This is a genomic window from Cellulomonas bogoriensis 69B4 = DSM 16987, assembly GCF_000767165.1.
Classification (GTDB): domain Bacteria; phylum Actinomycetota; class Actinomycetes; order Actinomycetales; family Cellulomonadaceae; genus Actinotalea; species Actinotalea bogoriensis.
On record NZ_AXCZ01000522.1, the window covers coordinates 1 to 227 of the forward strand.

The window sequence follows — 227 nt, forward strand, 5'->3', positions numbered from 1 at the left end:
GGCCGCGTCGCGGCGGTGGGGCAGCGGGTCGACGGCCACGACGGTCGCTGCGCCGGTGGCGCGTGCGAGCTGCACGGCGCACAGCCCGATGGGTCCGCAGCCGACGACGGCGACGACGTCGGCTGCGTGCGTGCCGGCCAGGTCGATGGCGTGCAGGGCGACGCCGAGGGGTTCGAGCATGGCGGCGTCGGTTGCGTCGAGGGTGTCGGGGACGGGGTGCAGGAGGT

At 76.7% G+C, this 227-nt stretch carries 1 pseudogene; it reads right to left on the reverse strand.

The features are described from left to right. Positions 1-180: pseudogene (locus N869_RS18335) on the reverse strand (zinc-dependent alcohol dehydrogenase); the annotation flags it as partial. Between the last annotated feature and the right edge of the window lie 47 nt (positions 181-227).